The organism is Pseudoalteromonas sp. SANK 73390 (assembly GCF_054966645.1).
Genome location: NZ_ARPN01000047.1, coordinates 45,024 through 62,288, shown reverse-complemented (window position 1 = coordinate 62,288; position 17,265 = coordinate 45,024). Strand labels below are relative to the sequence as shown.

Sequence of the window (17,265 nt, the reverse complement as noted above, 5' to 3'; positions counted from 1 at the left end):
TAGAGCCTGCGTCGCATAGTTATTCTATGTAAGTCAGGTGATAACGTAGAAAAAATGCCCGAATGGCGCTGTCCAAAGGCTTCAACCAAAGGCTTCCACTACTTTGTCATTCGCAACTGACATAAATTATTATGCTGCATTGCTCATTTCGCGTAATGAAAGCCTTTGATTTGAACAAAATTCATACCTCAAAGATCAACAACCCCTACTTTAATTTAACAAAGAGAGTCGCTTACAGTCTTGGCGTAATTCTAAAGTATCTGTTATATTTGCTCGACTAAGTTAGCATAAAAATAATAACCAATATAAGGGTTTAGCCGTGGCCAATCGCCGACCCCCTTCGCGTTTAGGTATACACTCGCTCAGTGTTAAACTATCTGTACTTATTTCAGCGGTATGTGTGATCGCGGGCATTTTTGCAGCTGCATTAATGCTAAAATCAGAAGAGAGGCAGCTTGCTCAAGAAGAGTATGAGCAGCTTAAACATGTTAGCCGCCAAGTAGTTAAACGTTTTAATCAGTATTTAGATCATAAAGCTAACCTCGCTGAGCAAGCGAATACGACTGTTGCAAAAGAGTTACTGTATCAAACAAATAATGTATCTAACGTGCTACCTGTCGATATTAGTTTTAAACAAGGTGTATTCCAAAGTACCGCCAGCAATGGCCTATCTGCTGCACAGCTTAAAAGTGTTGAACTGACCACTGAGCAGCAACACCTTTTTTCTCAATCAGAATCGTTATGGAACGTGTTAGCCCCCGCGCTTTTACAAGACTTTTTTAATTTTTACGTTAACATGAATGCGGGTTTTGTACGTGTATCGCCGCCTAATGCCTTAATAAACAATGAAGATAAACAGCTGGTATTTAATTCTCATTTTTTGCCCATGCTTCGAGAGGAGTTAAACCCTACCAGAGAAGGGCTTTGGTCAGACGTGCATTTCGATAAAGTGTGGAATAAGTGGGTGATTAGTATTTTAGTGCCACTCTATTATAAAGATGAGTACGTTGGTTTTACAGGCTCAGATATTGAACTTAAACATATGTTATCTCAACTTTTCTTATCAGATGACCATCAGAATTTTGCGATTGTTAATACACAAGGAAAGGTAATAGCTGCACCTAGCATGAATAAATCGAGTGTACAAAATCATGATACGAATATGCCTTTAGCACTTTTTCCTGAACTGGATAAAGTATTCCAGCCTGTTGTTGAAGCCAAGTTGTTTGAATATCAGGGGGAGTTTCAGCGTGAAGGACAAGCGCATATTATTAACATTGTTAAACTCAAACAGTTAGGTTGGTATTTAGGTGTTTATAAAAAACGGGATTCAAGTTTAACCACCATTGAAGCGTTGAAAATAAAGTTTTTTGGATTATTTATTTTATATGCCGCGTTTGTTGCATTGTTGCTCCATCAGGTTTTATATCAGCTTGTTTTAAGTCGTATTAATGCACTTGTTGGAGCTGTTAGTGGTTTTGGAAAAGGTTTGTGGGAAACACCTAACTTACCAACGAGTAATGATGAAATAGGACTACTTAACGATGCGGTAAATAAAATGAGTAGTGAAATTAAAGTACTCGTTAGTGGTTTAAACCAGCGAATTGCAGAAAAAGAAAAAGCAGAAAAACAAGCAAATCGACTATCTAAAGCGGTGTCTTTTTCTGGCACTGCAGTGGCAATTACCAATGGTAAGTTTGAAATAGATTATGTAAACCCAAAAATGGTCGAAATGACAGGGTTTACTCCAGAGCACTTTATTGGTCAGTCGCTGCTCAATATTATCTCATCCGATATGGCTATTTTGGTTGATGATATTGACATAGACCTAAGAAGTCGAAATTACTGGAGGGGTGATACAATACTTGCAGGTTCTGGCGTTGCCCCAATTTGGGTGAGCCTGAGTATTTCTCCTATTCGTGAAGTAGATGGCACTATTTCAAGCTATGTTGCTTCAGCTCAAGATATTTCTTTTGTCAAAGAAAGCCAACGGAAAATGGAAGAGTTAGCGTACTTTGATGCATTAACGGGTTTAGCGAATAGAGCGTACTTTAGAATGCAACTGCGAAAGTCGATGGCTTTAGCGGGGCGAGGTCATTACGCCTTTGCGCTGTTTTATTTCGATTTAGATGAATTTAAACGGATCAACGATACTTTAGGCCATGATGCCGGGGATAGGTTGCTGGTTGAAGTGGCTGAGAGGCTTAAAAACCGATTGCGAGCAGAAGATACCATAGCTCGCCTTGGTGGGGATGAATTTGCGGTGTTACTCAGTGGGATTGATAATCGTGATAACGCGATGGATGTCGCACATACAATTCAGCGTACAATTAATAAGCCAATTAAACTTGGTAATAATGAGGTGATTGTGAGTGCCAGTATTGGGATTACTATGGCACCTTTTGATAGCCAAGAAGAAGAACAATTGCTAAAGCATGCAGATTTAGCAATGTATGAAGCAAAAGCGAAAGGGCGTAATACTTTCCATTTTTATTCTCAGGAATTAGATGCCGCTGCGAACGAGCGGTTATATATTGAGAATGAGTTACGTATTGCGATTAAAGAACAGCAATTTAGACTACACTATCAGCCCCAAGTTAATAGTAAAACTTTGGAGGTAATAGGTTATGAAGCTTTAATCCGTTGGTATCATCCTGAGCAAGGCTTTATTCCACCAGATAAGTTTATTCATATTGCTGAAGCCACGGGTTTAATTGTTGAGTTGGGTGCGTGGGTACTTGAAGAAGCGTGTGGTTTTTCAACTCAGTTACAAGCAATGGGTAAAGCAGGTAATATGTCGATTAACCTCTCTGCTCGTCAGTTTAAAGATGAACGTTTAATAAGCACTTTATCTGAAGTGTTTACACGTACTAATATGTCACCGCATTTGCTGCATCTTGAGTTAACAGAAAGTATGTTAATGGGGAATGTGGAAGCGGCAATTTCACAACTCCATGAGATTAAAAAATTGGGTGTCGCTTTATCGATTGATGATTTTGGTACAGGCTATTCTTCCTTGAGCTACTTGAAGCGTTTTCCTGTGGACATGTTAAAAGTCGATCGTTCTTTTGTTAAAGATATTCCTGAGGACCAAAATGATATGGAGATCACGGCTGCAATAATTGCTATGGCACAAAAGCTGCAGTTGCAAGTTGTTGCTGAAGGTGTTGAAACAAAAGAGCAAGTTGAATTTTTACAAAAAAATAACTGTTTTATTGTACAAGGCTACTTTTATAGCCCTCCAATTGCAGGTTCTGAGGTTGCCGCATTTTGTGAACGGCTAAAGCTAAAACAGCTTAGTTAAGTCTTTATTTATGATATTAAGTTGTGATTAGCTGGTGTGTTGGTGTCTCTGTGCTTTTATTCGCAACTGCAATCGCATAAAATGCACCGCTATTGTGAAAAGAGGTAAAGAGTGACTATGCGTGTTGCATTAGGTATTGAGTATAATGGTGCAAATTATAGTGGTTGGCAACGACAATCACATGTGAATAGTATTCAACAAGAGTTAGAAACGGCGTTGTCACGGATATGCAATCATCGTGTGGATATTGTGTGTGCAGGACGCACCGATGCAGGTGTACACGCGACAGGCCAAGTTGTACATTTTGATACTCATGCTCAGCGAGATATGAGTGCTTTTACCCTTGGGCTTAATTCGCAATTACCAGATGACATTGCTATTCGCTATGCGGTGCAAGTTGATGATGAATTTCATGCACGCTTTAGCGCCACGGCAAGACGCTATCGTTACGTAATTTATAATCACCCATATCGACCAGGAATTTTACGCAGTGGCGTGACGCACTATCACCATCAGTTGGACGAAAAACTGATGCAAGCCGCTTGTCCGGCCATGTTAGGTGAGCAAGATTTTACTTCTTTTAGAGCGGTTCACTGCCAGTCTAATACACCTTTTCGCAACATTCACCACTTAGATGTTCAAAGAGTTGGCAAGTATGTGGTGATAGATATCAAAGCTAATGCGTTTTTGCACCATATGGTAAGAAATATTACTGGGTGTTTAATTGATATTGGTATTGGTAAAGAATCACCTGATTGGATGGTGCATTTATTGACCATCAAAGACCGTACTCAGGCCAGTGCTACGGCTAAACCAAATGGCTTATATTTGGTTGATGTGGATTATCCTGATAAGTGGCAAATTCCTTCAACGCCACTAGGACCATTGTTTTTACCGGAATAATCATTCAAATTAGTTGCTAAAGAGCTAGAATATATTGGACTACTAAGACCAGTTTTTTATATCTCTGGCAACTAATTCATGTTTTAATTAATAAAATTTGTCTGTACAGACACAGACATTGCGACACAGAATTAGCAATAAGAGAGTTGCCAATGAGTTGGTTAGAAAAAATCTTACCTAAGACGACTAAATCGACAGGTAAAAAAGAGATCCCTGAAGGTGTTTGGGCAAAATGTGCCGATTGTGATTCTATTTTATACAAAGCCGAATTAGAAAAGTCTCTAAACGTATGTCCTAAATGCGATCATCATATGCGTTTGAGTGCTAGAAAACGTTTGGAGCTATTTTTGGATGATGCTGAACGTCAGGAATTGGGGGCGCATCATGAGCCAAAAGACATTCTGAAATTCAGAGATTCAAAAAAATACTCAGACCGTATTAGCGCGGCCCAAAAAGTCAGTGGTGAAAAAGACGCGCTGGTTGCCATGAAGGGTCGCCTTAAAGGAATGCCTGTGGCAGCTGTATCATTTGAGTTTGCTTTTATGGGTGGCTCAATGGCATCTGTTGTTGGTGCGCGCTTTGTTGATGCGGTAGATGAATGCTTAAAACATGATATGCCATTGATCTGCTTTTCATCGTCAGGTGGAGCACGCATGCAAGAGGCACTGATGTCATTAATGCAAATGGCAAAAACCAGTGCTGCACTGGCTAAAATGTCCGAGCGTGGATTGCCATTTATCTCAGTATTAACAGACCCAACAATGGGAGGTGTTTCAGCCTCTTTAGCGATGCTTGGAGATATCAACGTTGCTGAACCAAAAGCGCTTATTGGTTTTGCAGGGCCTCGTGTTATTGAGCAAACAGTACGTGAAACACTTCCTGAAGGGTTCCAACGTAGTGAGTTCTTACTAGAGCATGGTGCAATTGATATGATTGTCGACCGCCGCGAAATGCGTGATACATTGGCTCGCATTTTGGCAAAATTTATGGACTTGCCTTCTACTGAACAAGAGCATAGAGTAGCGTAAATTTCTTTAGTTAAGCTACTATTTGATGACAGTTCATACTCCAAGCCAATCATCAAGCCTTGATGATTGGCTTTGTTATATTGAGGGTGTTCACCCTTCAACCATCGAAATGGGACTCGAACGTGTAAAACGCGTTGCTGAGCAAACCCAGATACTCAATACATCAAGCAAGATTATTTTAATCGGTGGCACGAATGGTAAAGGCACAACAGCTCGTTGTTTAGAATCCATTCTACTGGCCCAAGGTTATCGTGTTGGCACTTACGCTTCTCCTCATTTAATGCACTATAACGAGCGTGTTCGTATCAATGGCAAAGCGTTAGATGACCAAGATCATATCGATGCATTTTATATGCTGGATACAGGCAGAGGCGATACGCAACTGACATTTTTTGAGTATGGTACATTGGGCGCGCTTGCAATATTTAAGCGCTATAACGTTGATTTTATACTTTTAGAAGTGGGTTTAGGCGGGCGTTTTGATGCCACAAACATTGTGACCCCTTATGCGAGTGTGATCACCACTATTGACTTAGACCATAAAGAGTACCTTGGTGATACTAGGGAACTTGTTGGTTACGATAAAGCTGGTATTTTTAGGCCTAACACCGTTGCAATTGTTGGTGATTTAGATATACCTCACACAGTCACTGACTACGGTCAAGCAATTAACGCAGACATGGTGTTGGCTAATCGTGATTTTAACCATTCAGTTACGCTTGAGGGTTTTAAATGGCAGTATCAAAACTACCATTATGAATTTGCCACGCCAACTATCCCGATTCAAAATGTTTCAACAGCGCTAACACTACTTGCTAAACTGGCTTTACTACCAGCGCAAGAGGTGATTACTTCATGCTTAGCTTCACTTACCGTAGAAGGGCGTTTTCAATGCTTGAGTGACACGCCTAAAGTATATACCGATGTGGCGCATAATCCTGAATCAGCGCGCTATTTACGACAAAAAATGATTCAGCTAAAGTCACAAGGGTTTAAAATTCATGCATTAATCGCTATGCTTGCAGATAAAGATAAAGCAAGTGTGATCAACGAAGTATCTGGCGTGGTTGATATTTGGTCATGTTCTTCTTTGCAAGGTCCAAGGGCTGAACAGGCAGAGAACTTGCGTGCTTTATTACCCTTACAAGCAACATGCTACAGTGATATTAGTTTAGCGCTAGATAATATTGTTCCGATGCAGCCAAGTGATACTGCACTTATTATATTTGGCTCGTTTGTTACAGTGGCTCAAGCCATTGAGTATTGGCAAAAATAAAAAATAGAGAGTAGTAACGTGGACTCAGGATTTATAAACCGTTTAGTGGGCACTAGTATTGTTGTTGTAGCCGCCATCATTTTTATTCCAAATATTCTTGATGGTGAAAAAGTGCACTTCAAAGAAGGCTTCAAAGCAATTCCTGAGCGTCCTGAGTTCGCAACCGTAGACTTACAAGCTGTTATTGATGAACGTGCAGCTCAAGGGCCGCAGGTGCAAGGTGCACCGATTGAAGATATTGCATCTGATGATCACAAGTTTGTTGCCGCAAGTACTGATGACGATATTACCGTTGAATCCCAAGAAGCGCCAACACAGAGCGATAAACCTAAAATTGAACAAAAATCAACGCCTAAGCAGGTTGCTATATCAGCGTCAGAACCTAAACGCGTGCCTAGTTCTAACTTAACAAGTATGGCCTATGTGATTCAATTAGGCAGCTTTTCTCACAAACCAAACGTTGATGCGTTAGTGGCCAAGCTCAAGAAAAATGGTTTTAAAGCATTTACACGACCAGTTAAAACACCTAACGGTACACTCACTAAAGTGTTTGTAGGGCCTGATTTAAATAAGGCAAAACTCGAAGCTAAGTTACCAAAATTAAAGACATTAACTAAACTTAATGGGCGTTTGACACAATTTGAAATTGTAAAATGATCTGGTAATTACCCTGCAGCTCTTATAGAATGCGCCCCAAATTAACGACTTATTGGTTTATATGATCTGGGTTGATTACACCATTGCCGGTATCGTCGGATTATCGACTTTATTTGGATTAATTCGTGGCTTTGTAAAAGAAGCGATGTCATTAGCCGTTTGGATTGGCGCCTTTTTCATCTCCAGCTTGTTTTACCAATATTTAGCAACCTTCCTAACTCCCATTTCAGAACCCCTTTTAAGAAATGCCGCCGCAATTGCCATATTATTTTTTGCGACGTTACTGTTGGGTGGATTTGTTAACTATATTTTAGGTGAGATTGTGCAACGCACAGGCTTAACCGGCACAGACAGGATCTTTGGATTAGTGTTTGGTGCTTTAAGGGGCGTGTTGGTCGTGAGCGCCTTATTGTTTTTTCTGGATGCATTCACCAATGCGCCAAATACGCAGTGGTGGCCAGCATCTACTTTGATCCCTGAATTTGGCTTTGTAATAGAGTGGTTTTTTTCCTATCTAGAGCATAACTCCAGCTTTTTAAATTCAGTAAACCGTTAATCGGCGAGGAAAATTTAATGTGTGGTATCGTTGGGATAGTCGGAAAGTCTCCTGTTAATCAGGCGATCTATGATGGCTTAACTGTTTTGCAGCACCGTGGTCAAGATGCGGCAGGTATAATTACCATTGACAACAATACGTTTAGCTTACGTAAAGCAAATGGCTTAGTAAAAGATGTGTTTCATACACGTCATATGAAGCGGCTACAAGGCAGCATTGGTATCGGTCATGTACGTTACCCAACTGCAGGATCTTCAAGCTCAGCTGAAGCGCAGCCTTTTTATGTAAACTCACCTTTTGGAATCGCGCTTGCGCATAACGGTAATTTAACCAATGCTGAGGCACTAAAAGAGCGGTTATTTACTCAGGCTCGTCGTCATGTTAACACCACGTCGGACTCAGAAATTCTTTTGAATATTCTTGCTCACGAATTGGGCAAGACACAAAAGATGAAGCTGGATGCGCAAGATATGTTTGCAGCTATCAGTGAAGTCAATAGTCAAGTTATTGGTGGTTATGCAAGCATTGCCATGATCATTGGTCATGGTGTTTTGGCATTTAGAGACCCAAGTGGTATACGCCCCTTAGTATTTGGTAAGCGTGAAACCGCGCAAGGTACTGAGTACATGTTTGCTTCTGAAAGTGTGGCGCTGAAAATTGATGGTTATGATTTTGTCCGAGATGTAGCGCCGGGTGAAGCGATTTATGTTAACGAAGCTGGTGAATTCTACTCACAATCTTGTGCTGAAAAAACCAGTCATTCACCCTGTATTTTTGAGTTTGTATATTTTGCACGTCCGGATTCTGTTATGGATAAAATGTCGGTGTACGCAACTCGTATGAACATGGGTACTAAGTTAGGTGAAAAAATAGCTAAAGATTGGTCAGATAAAGAGATAGATGTGGTAATACCTATTCCTGAAACATCTTGTGATATTGCTTTAGAAATAGCTTCAATATTAGATTTGCCATACCGTCAAGGCTTTGTTAAAAACCGTTATATTGGCCGCACTTTCATTATGCCTGGTCAGGAAATGCGTAAAAAGTCGGTGCGTCGTAAGTTAAATGCAATTGACAGTGAATTTAAAGGGAAAAATGTACTATTAGTCGACGACTCAATTGTACGTGGTACTACCTCAGCGCAAATCGTTGAGATGGCTCGTGACGCTGGTGCTAAGAACGTTTACTTTGCGTCTGCTGCGCCTGAAGTACGATTCCCTAATGTGTATGGCATTGATATGCCATCTGCAGCGGAATTGATAGCCCATGGTCGTGAGGTTGAAGATATCAACGCAAGTATCGGTGCTGATGGTTTAATCTATCAATCACTACCAGATTTAATTGCAGCGGTACGTGAAGAGAATCCTGAGATAACCAGTTTTGAAACATCCGTATTTGATGGTCAATACATTACTGGGGATATTGATCAGAACTATTTGAACCGTGTGGATGCGATGCGTAATGATTCAGCAAAATCAACCCGTGAAAAAGCGATGTCTTCTAGCTTAGAGCTACATAATCAGGAAACTGGAGAAGGTGAGTAATATCTAGTTCTCACCATTCATAGTGCTTCCACCAAGAAATGCCTGATGATTATTCATCAGGCATTTTTATATCGTCAGAAAACATCACACAGAAATTCAGGCTGAATAACTGTTGTTTTTTTGTGAGTTTTAAGTTTCCAATGTTGATACATATGTTAACTTTTGGTATAAACTAATGATTGAAGTTTATTTTTTGTGGGAAGTCCATGCGACTTATCAGCTTGTGGGTTGTTTTCATGATATCCCTATTTAGCATCACATATTGGAATATATGCGAAGGTCGAGAAACCAAGGGTTTGCTCTACCAAGGCAAAGGGAGTTTACTCAGATATTTAACTGCTGAAGAAAGAAATTACTTGGATGACCAACTCTCGTTTACATACTGCGCAGATCCACAGTGGATGCCTTTGGAGTGGATAGATAGTGGGCAAGTTCATCAGGGCTATATTGCTGATTACTTAGCGCTTGTTTCTAGTGGGTTAGGTATTGACTTCGAGTTATTTCCGACAAATACATGGACCAGCACGTTAGAAGCAATAAAAAGAAAAGACTGCGATTTCATATCAGCCGCAATGCAAACGCAAGTAAGGGATCTTTATGTTAATTTTACCCAGCCTTACCTGTCCTATGCATTTGCAATAACAACACATAAAGATATTGATTGGAGTACAAACGAGTCTTACAGAAACAAAACGATCGCTCTTGTAGAAGGATATTCTTACGAAGAAAAGCTAAGGGTTAATTATCCTAATATTAAACTACGTTATGTGAAATCTGTGCGTGAAGGAATGAACTTAGCATCAGCACTGAAGGTAGATGGTTTTGTTGATAGTGCGATGGTTATTGCTTTCTCAATAAACCACTACGGGTATATGAATTTAAAAATCGCAGAGCGCTTGCCTGAGCATATGATGTTAAGTATTGCTGTTAGAAGTGATGATGATGTTTTATTAAGTGTCTTAAACAAAGCCGTACAAAATATCAGTGAAAATGAGAAAAGAGTAATTCAAGAGTATTGGGAAAATAAATATGCAACAACAGATTTAATCCCGGCTTGGGTACTTTTATTTTCCGAAAGTGCAATTATTTTATTTGTTGTCGTATGTTTGATTCTATTTATCCTTTTCAGAGGAAGGCAAAAAAATACACTAGCGTTAGCCCACAAAAAAACCTTTCATGAGCCTAATCGAAGAATATACAGTAGAAGTGAAATTCAAAAAATAATAATTGAAACAACCCAGCAAAATAGTGTGGGGGAGTACCTGCCATTACTATTAAAAATGGATGGTTCCGACTTGTTGGCTGATGAACTGGGTTTGACAAGTTTATTTGAAATACAAAAACAATTTGAAATGCAGTGTTTATCATTATTACCTGATGATTGTTACACAGGTAAATGGCTTAATCACAGCTACTTAGTACTTATTCCTCATGTGTATTGGTGCAACTTAGTTATGATTGCTGAGCATGTTAGGTACGAAATTAGCTATAACGCAGTAAAGCAGGGAACGAATATGACTGCCTCTATACTTATTCCGAGAGAACTAGATTATGACGATCTCTTAGTATGTGTTCATGCGATGTCGACATGTTTTGTTGAGCACGATGAAAATAAAGATATTGTTTTGACGTTTCCAATACAACATCGCCCATTTTTACCTGAAGACCAAGTTACACTTTGAAAATATTGATGCCATTTAAGCCACTCGTTGCACTGTGTGTATTCCTGTTTTTAACAGTGGCCTTGATGGGCCTAGAATTAAATCGATTACATATTGCTACTCAAAGTCAGCTAATGAGTGGGGCTAACCTTTTTTTGGAAAAGCTATTTCTTCGGGCAAGTAATAATATCTTTGTGTTACAAATGCTACAAGATGTTCAAAATAGCACAATTGACACAAATTTGTCTAAAAGCCCTCTGTTTCCCAAGAACATGCAGATAGTGAAAGTGTCTCCATATTCCCAACATACCTATCTATCTGGTAAACGTGATATTACATTGTCGCCATTGCCAAGCTATTCTCAATTAAGAAAGGCTCCAGAGATACGGTTACTTTCCGAGTTTAAGCAAAATGAAACTAAGCATTTGATATTAGAAACACAAATTATCAAAGATGAGCTTGGTAAGACTCCTATTATTTGGGTTGCAAGACAGTTGCTTTCGCTTAGGCAGGTGAAACAGCAAGAAGTAACGATAGGGTTAAAGCTTTCCTTCGTACAAAATAAGGTAAACCATAGCAACAAGCAGTTTATAATACCAAGCAGCGGAATATTTCCAATATATATTGCTGATAGCTACACCACTGGGAAAAATAAGGCTCGGCCTATTAATCAAATGTATCTCAAAGTTGAATTAGCTCAAGAGCAGAGCATTTGGCACTCTAGGTATTATCCACTTTTAAGTTTGGTTCTACTGACTTTGGTAGGAATTTTAGTATGTATATACTTCCACATGAAGTACTACCGATCGGTACGCAGTATTAGAAAATTCACCTTTTTTGTTTCCAAGGTTCGAGGTGATCCTAAGCTTCTAAATGCCCATTCTTTGTCACCTATGGTATCTGTACAATGCAAAGAGGTGAGAAATTTGCAGGCAGTGGTGCAAGAATGTATCGACTCTTTACTTTCTAATCGACAGTACATGTTAAGTGAACTTGGGGACAAAATACGAGGGCAACATGTTTTAAGATTTGATAACTCATTTTTGCTCGAAGAGGTAGAAACACGAGGGGATGAAGTAGCTCAAAAGCGAGCCGAACTTAAAAAGGTTGCTATGCGTGCAAAGTTACTGGCGAACAAAAGGCAGTCGTTGGCAATCAAGCTGCTCAGCACACAAGAAGAAGAACGAACCAGATTGTCTCGGGAGCTTCATGATGGTGTTGCACCTCAACTATTGGCAATAAAAATACATATTCAAATGTGCATTGCGTCTACTCAAGGCGGGGAGTCATTACCTAAGTTGGTAGATATGATTACGTCTGCATCTCAAGATTTAAGGCGCCTTGCACATGGGTTACGAGCACCTGATTACGCGGAATGCCTTTTATCTCAATTAATTGAAGGGTTTGTAGAAAAATTTGTCGGCAATGATGTGCAAATACAGTTGTCCCTTGAAAGTTTGCAGTTGCACAACGAAAGCCAAAAAGAGCACCTTTTTCGTTGTTTCCAAGAAGCTTTATGTAATGCGCAGAAGCATGCATTGGCCTCGGTAATTTGTGTTCAATTGTATATACAAGACAGGTTTATTGTATTAGCAGTTGAAGATAACGGCACAGGGCTTTCGCAACGAGATAAGCAAAATGGACTGGGCCTTCTAACGATGGAAGAAAGAGCAAATTTAATTGGCGCACAATTTTCACTCAAACCGGTGAACCCAGACGGCACGCGAGTTGAATTTCAGTTACCTATCCCAAAGGAGTGATACGATGAAAAAGACAAAAATTTTCGTCGCGGATGATCACCAAATATTTAAACAGGGGCTTATATCTTTAATAGAGTCTAAGTCAGAACTGTCTTTAGTTGGAGAGGCATCTGATGGTGAAACCGCGCAGCGGCTTATTGTAGAACGAGTACCAGATGTGGCAATTTTAGACATTTCTATGCCAATGTTAAATGGCATAGAGCTTACTAGTCGACTAAAACAAAAACACTTACCTTGCAAAGTACTTATGCTTTCTATGCATTGCGACCTACGTGTTGTCGATCGTGCTTTAAACGCCGGCGCAGATGGCTATATTGTTAAAGATGCTGCTTTTGAAGAATTGACTTTGGCCATTGATAGTGTTTTACACAGAAAGTGTTTTTTGAATAGTCAAATACAACAAAAGCTCGATACACATAGAGCCAACTCAACCGAACAACAATTAACGGAACGAGAAAAGGAAATTGTGAGATTAATTGTTAATGGTTACTCCAATAAAGAAATTGGGGAAAGGTTATATATTTCTCATAAAACGGTAGATGCGCATAGAGTTAAAATTATGCGCAAACTTAATTTACATAAATCTGTTGAACTTGCGCGTTACGCATTTGATGAAAAGCTCGACATATAGTCGAGCTTAGACATTTAGATGATTCATACATGAGTCAGGTGCTAAAATTGGGTGATCGCATTACCAAAGAACTCTAGCTCTAAGCGCTCAATATTCTCAACTTGGAAACCTTGATTTAAATCGTCATCCGCAAGAGTGATTTGCCACTGGGTAAACGGTGTTGGTTCGAAATAAGCAAATTGAAACTCGTTGCTCACATCCCCATCAATGAGTATTTTTGGGGATTGTGCCCAGTTTAAGTATTGAAAGCCTCGCTTTGTTGCTTTGCCAGCAAATCGATAAACGTTACCATTATATTTATCCTCATAGACACCAGAGTTTTTCAGGTTGAGGGTGATTTTAGTGCCAAATAGAATATCCTTACCCTTAACCCATGCTCTTATTTTGTTTAGTCTTACTCGATTTAAGCCTATAAATTCCGGTTGAGATAAAGGGATCGTTAAATTTAACGAACGAGTTTCTTTAAGTTGTCTTATTTGGGCTTCATCATCAATAATCAATTTTATATTGGAAAATGTTTGGGGTGACCTTGGAAAAGCGATCAATGCTTGTTGGTAGTCCTCTTCTATTTTTGTTCGATACAATAAGAGGTCGGCATAACTCATGTTAAAAGATAAAGTGATCGAGGACGGTTTTAAGCTCCAATACTCATAGGCGCTGATATAGTGCTGTAGAGCCGTGAATAGAGGACGTTTGGCTTGCTCTAGTTCTCGAGCAATTTGTGCTACTAAGGTATCGTAACCTTGCTGTGTATTTTGATAGTGGTTGATTAATTGTGAAAGTCGTTGAGCATGGCTCTGATTTACTTTGTCCATCAGCATTATGTCTAGATATCTCGCCTGCTCAACAGCGATGGTATTTTTCATTTGTGTCAGAGTTTTACTATAAATCACCAGCTTATTTAATGCGGCTAAATAATTAGATGCACCAGCGACACCTTTTGATATGGCTGTCTGAATGTTGATAGAAGCCTCTGCTAAAAATGCATCCCACAGCATTAAATCAAATTCTGTACGTACTGAGATTGCCTCTAATTTTTGTAATTTATCGGTTATTTCTGAAACCTGTGAATCAGCGTTTAGCTCATTGTATATACTACTTAATTGAGCCTCTATCGCATCTAAGTTATCTATCATGCCATTGAGTGATTTCATTGCTTTTGCCAAAGTAACTGAGCTAGAGTATGCTGAGGTAGCAGCTGATAGCATGTCTGCCGAGCCATTTGGATCCCCCGCATAAACACTTGCCGCACCTTTTGCAAACGACATCGAAGCGTTTAAGCCATTGATAATAGAGCCAATGATTTGGTCATGTTTCCAACGAGTTAAGCCAATACTGAACTGCGTTTGAGCATTGATAAGTGCAAGTCGCTGGCTGAATATGTTTTCTCGACTTACTTTAATGTCTGCCATTAGGCTATCAATATTGATTTGAATACGTTCGAGTATTTGCTTTTGAGCATGAGACGTATCTTGGTGGAGCGTTCTCATCGCATTCGTTGCACTGATTTTGTCATTGAATGAACTTGATGTATCAGAAAAACGATCTAATTGTTGTTTGTAGTATTGCATCCGGGATGCGTGTGCATCGAATGTATCAACGTATAGCGCTTGATTGAGCTTAGGTACATAGCTGGCATTAATCTGGTTCGCCATGTATGTTGACTGGTAAAATGATTTTGCTGCGACAATATCTAAATATAGTTGTGAGAAGTTATTATTATTTTGTAACCCTTGCCCTGCGTGGAATATACGCTCGAGCCAATTAAATTGTGCAATACTAAGTGTCGGGTTTTGATCGAAGGTTGTCATCGCTAATTTCATAAAATCATGAAATTTATCAGCTTGAGTATCGTTCATTAATTCCAAGTATTCAGAGGTGTCAGATACTAATCCGGATTTGATATGACCATCATTGAAGTGATATTCAAACCCTAGTTTGCCATCTATTAAATCTTGCTGTTGATAATCGTGATATTGCTCGGCACCACTAGGTAAATATGCACCAAATTGCAAGCTGCCGCTGAATTGTTGATGCAAAACGACAAAAGAGCCTAAAGCGCTTTCTTCACCATCTAGCAAAATAAAATTTTCGCCATCGGAGGAGTGTACTTCACGCGCTATCACGAGAATTATTTTATCTCCTAAGTCGATATCTTGAGTGGGCATAATGAGTGTATCGGCTACCAGCACATATAAAATATTATTATCATTCCAGTGTGTGCTGTTAAGAAGCGAGTCAAACTCGATCACAGGAGAAGCTAAAAAATAGTTATCGTCGCTGGCGTCAGTGTAGCTAAAATTGTGTAGCGCAATATTACTAAGCTGATGATTTTTATCCCAAGGCTGTGCATGTACTAGCCCATAGGTAAAGGTATAAAGCAATACTAGCAACGAGAATATTGAGTTGATTAAACGATGATGTTTCATAACAATCCTTATAGAGATGGTGGCGATGGTTGCCACCAATGAGCGTGTTTCATGTCAACTGTTTTAGACTAATTGTAAATGGCGTAAGCATTTGCCATAAATTTGTAAGCTCTATTCCCAACCTCTTTCCAGAGATTAATTACGCCACTTTTGCATTTATCATTCTCAACCTCTTTCCAGCGATTAACTTCGTCACTTCTGCACACATCGAGTTTGAGTTTTGCAAAACGCGCTTTCATTTTGGATCGTTTTTCGAGGTTGCTACCCACTGCATCTAGGTCTTTAACTATGTCTCCTAGGTCACTTTTAATAAATTGCCAGTGAGACTCAATTTTTGCGACCGACTGTTGAGCTTCTTTTAAAGACGCTTCAGTGTTTTTTAGGCTATTAACAGATGCGTCATAAGCATTAATAGTGATCACAAGGTGACGCTCTATTTTTTGTAAATCATCTATTTCTTTTTCTACAGTATGCATTGCTGACATCGCTTGCGCGGCTTTTGCACCAAAAGTACCAGCGACTACAGGTGCGGCAATCCACCCTGCGACTGGCACCCATGCATAGGTCGGAGTAGTAGCAGCGACAGTGACGTAATGTTGATATTCATCTTCAATATCATCAAGTGTCGCTTTGGCGTTTGCTAGCTTTTGGTGAACCTGACTTAATCTCAGATTTAAAGTATCTTTTTTAAAGCCGTTTTGCATTTCAGATAGTGATGCATGGTACTCGTTATTTTTGGCAGAAAATTGTTGGATCTTTTCAAAAACAATTTGTGCCTCCTGCTGATTTGCTTCAGCAGTTGCTGCTAAGTCTGCTAATAGCACTTGTGCAAACTCTGCTGAACTATCATCATCATTATTAATAAAGCCATCTATAGCTGCGATCAGTGGATCATAATAATCGTCTATGGTGCCAGCATATGAGTGAATTCTATGTGCGAGGTCTACCGCTGATGGGTACGTGTCGACTCGCCAATTGCGTGCATTTGCTTTTACTTGGCTATATATATTGGCTAATGCCAGAAACTTGGCACCGTATCCTAAGTCGTCTGGCATATGAAGTTGCAACCTCATAGAGGGTTCATCTGTTGGTAAAGCATAAGCAGTCGCAACGTAGTTTTGAATATCAATCCATTCATCAGCTGTGAGTAGGAAATCATTATCATCCGTGAAAAGGGTTTGAGGAGAGAGAGTGCTTAGTGTTGGTTGATCTGTACAAATTGTTTCACCCATTCCTCGCGTGTCATTTTCAAAAACAGAACACCCGTATCCACTACCGCTAATTGATGCTCCATTGCCAATTCTTACAATTGACCATGTGCCAATTATTTCACAATATTTTTGAGGATCTGCTTTAACTTCCGCTGATGTGACATGACGATGCTCAGTTGGACAGACTTCCCCAGACGTTACATACTCGTTGGCATAGCCATTCATACTCATTAACATTGTTGCGCTTAGTAAAGAGATAGAAAAATGTTTACTTATTTTCATGATTGTTCCTCGAGTTAATTAAA

At 39.6% G+C, this 17,265-nt stretch carries 12 protein-coding genes; 10 read left to right on the top strand and 2 right to left on the bottom strand.

The genetic code is table 11. The annotated features are described in order from the left end of the window. Positions 1-319: 319 nt before the first annotated feature. The 10 genes from SANK73390_RS05735 to SANK73390_RS05690 all read left to right on the top strand — a co-directional run bounded on the left by SANK73390_RS05735 (position 320) and on the right by SANK73390_RS05690 (position 13,320). Positions 320-3,304 carry an EAL domain-containing protein gene (locus SANK73390_RS05735; protein ID WP_462764564.1) on the top strand — a complete coding sequence of 995 codons (2,985 nt, stop codon included), beginning with the start codon at positions 320-322 and terminating at the stop codon, positions 3,302-3,304. A 117-nt stretch (positions 3,305-3,421) separates the two neighbouring features. Next, the gene (gene truA / locus SANK73390_RS05730; protein WP_462764562.1) at positions 3,422-4,207 is read left to right on the top strand and encodes a tRNA pseudouridine(38-40) synthase TruA; all 786 of its coding nucleotides are present in this window, start codon (positions 3,422-3,424) and stop codon (positions 4,205-4,207) included. 152 nt (positions 4,208-4,359) lie between these two features. Further along, the gene (gene accD / locus SANK73390_RS05725; protein WP_462764560.1) at positions 4,360-5,235 is read left to right on the top strand and encodes an acetyl-CoA carboxylase, carboxyltransferase subunit beta; all 876 of its coding nucleotides are present in this window, start codon (positions 4,360-4,362) and stop codon (positions 5,233-5,235) included. A gap of 25 nt (positions 5,236-5,260) precedes the next feature. Next, a complete protein-coding gene (gene folC / locus SANK73390_RS05720) occupies positions 5,261-6,511 on the top strand; it encodes a bifunctional tetrahydrofolate synthase/dihydrofolate synthase (RefSeq protein ID WP_462764559.1) in 1,251 nt (416 codons plus the stop codon). An 18-nt stretch (positions 6,512-6,529) separates the two neighbouring features. Beyond that, on the top strand, positions 6,530-7,168 hold the full coding sequence (locus SANK73390_RS05715; RefSeq protein ID WP_462764557.1) for an SPOR domain-containing protein: 639 nt from the start codon (positions 6,530-6,532) through the stop codon (positions 7,166-7,168). Positions 7,169-7,229: 61 nt separating this feature from the next. Further along, complete coding sequence (locus SANK73390_RS05710) at positions 7,230-7,724, top strand: CvpA family protein (RefSeq protein WP_261593268.1); 495 nt, start codon at positions 7,230-7,232, stop codon at positions 7,722-7,724. 17 nt (positions 7,725-7,741) lie between these two features. After that, entirely contained in the window at positions 7,742-9,268 is a 1,527-nt protein-coding gene (gene purF / locus SANK73390_RS05705) for an amidophosphoribosyltransferase (protein WP_462764556.1), read from the top strand. Between the two features lie 206 nt (positions 9,269-9,474). After that, on the top strand, positions 9,475-10,950 hold the full coding sequence (locus SANK73390_RS05700; RefSeq protein WP_462764554.1) for a transporter substrate-binding domain-containing protein: 1,476 nt from the start codon (positions 9,475-9,477) through the stop codon (positions 10,948-10,950). An 8-nt stretch (positions 10,951-10,958) separates the two neighbouring features. Further along, on the top strand, positions 10,959-12,689 hold the full coding sequence (locus SANK73390_RS05695; protein WP_462764552.1) for a sensor histidine kinase: 1,731 nt from the start codon (positions 10,959-10,961) through the stop codon (positions 12,687-12,689). A gap of 4 nt (positions 12,690-12,693) precedes the next feature. Beyond that, positions 12,694-13,320 carry a response regulator gene (locus tag SANK73390_RS05690; RefSeq protein WP_462764550.1) on the top strand — a complete coding sequence of 209 codons (627 nt, stop codon included), beginning with the start codon at positions 12,694-12,696 and terminating at the stop codon, positions 13,318-13,320. A 41-nt stretch (positions 13,321-13,361) separates the two neighbouring features. Here SANK73390_RS05690 and SANK73390_RS05685 read toward each other — a convergent pair whose 3' ends face one another. Together SANK73390_RS05685 and SANK73390_RS05680 are read right to left on the bottom strand one after the other, a co-directional pair. Next, positions 13,362-15,749: a hypothetical protein gene (locus SANK73390_RS05685; protein ID WP_462764548.1), complete on the bottom strand. Its 2,388-nt coding sequence runs from the start codon at positions 15,747-15,749 to the stop codon at positions 13,362-13,364. A 68-nt stretch (positions 15,750-15,817) separates the two neighbouring features. Then, positions 15,818-17,242 carry an alpha-xenorhabdolysin family binary toxin subunit A gene (locus tag SANK73390_RS05680; protein WP_462764546.1) on the bottom strand — a complete coding sequence of 475 codons (1,425 nt, stop codon included), beginning with the start codon at positions 17,240-17,242 and terminating at the stop codon, positions 15,818-15,820. Between the last annotated feature and the right edge of the window lie 23 nt (positions 17,243-17,265).